The organism is Bartonella sp. MR168JLCBS, assembly GCF_042194175.1.
Genome location: NZ_JBHIMP010000186.1, coordinates 646 through 973, shown reverse-complemented (window position 1 = coordinate 973; position 328 = coordinate 646). Strand labels below are relative to the sequence as shown.

The 328-nt window shown below is 42.4% G+C and carries 1 protein-coding gene; it reads right to left on the bottom strand.

Going from position 1 to position 328, the window contains the following annotated elements; translation table 11 throughout:
* Nucleotides 1-328, bottom strand: a 328-nt coding sequence (locus tag ACFIK8_RS10225) for a magnesium transporter MgtE N-terminal domain-containing protein (protein ID WP_375669359.1), incomplete at both ends; no start/stop codon positions are given.

The window sequence follows — 328 nt, the reverse complement described above, 5'->3', positions numbered from 1 at the left end:
TATAAACTGTTTCACGCGTTTGTTCGACATCACGGATGTGATTCAAAGTTTTTTTTACAGTCCAGTTTGCGGGAACAGCTATGAACTCTGTTGTCATCAGTGCACCCGCTGTATGATCAGGGTAACTGGTAAGTTTTTTTAGTTCAGCGCGTGTTAAGGGTTTGAGCAATGCATAAAGCCGCGTGCGGGTTTCTGTATCCATTTCTTGAAAGACATCTGCAGCAGCATCTGCAGACATACCGTCAAGAATTTCAACAGAGCGGTTTATAGGGAGAAGTTCAAGAATAGCTGCTGGTTGTTCAAGTTCTGGTTTGTCAAAAAGTTCAAT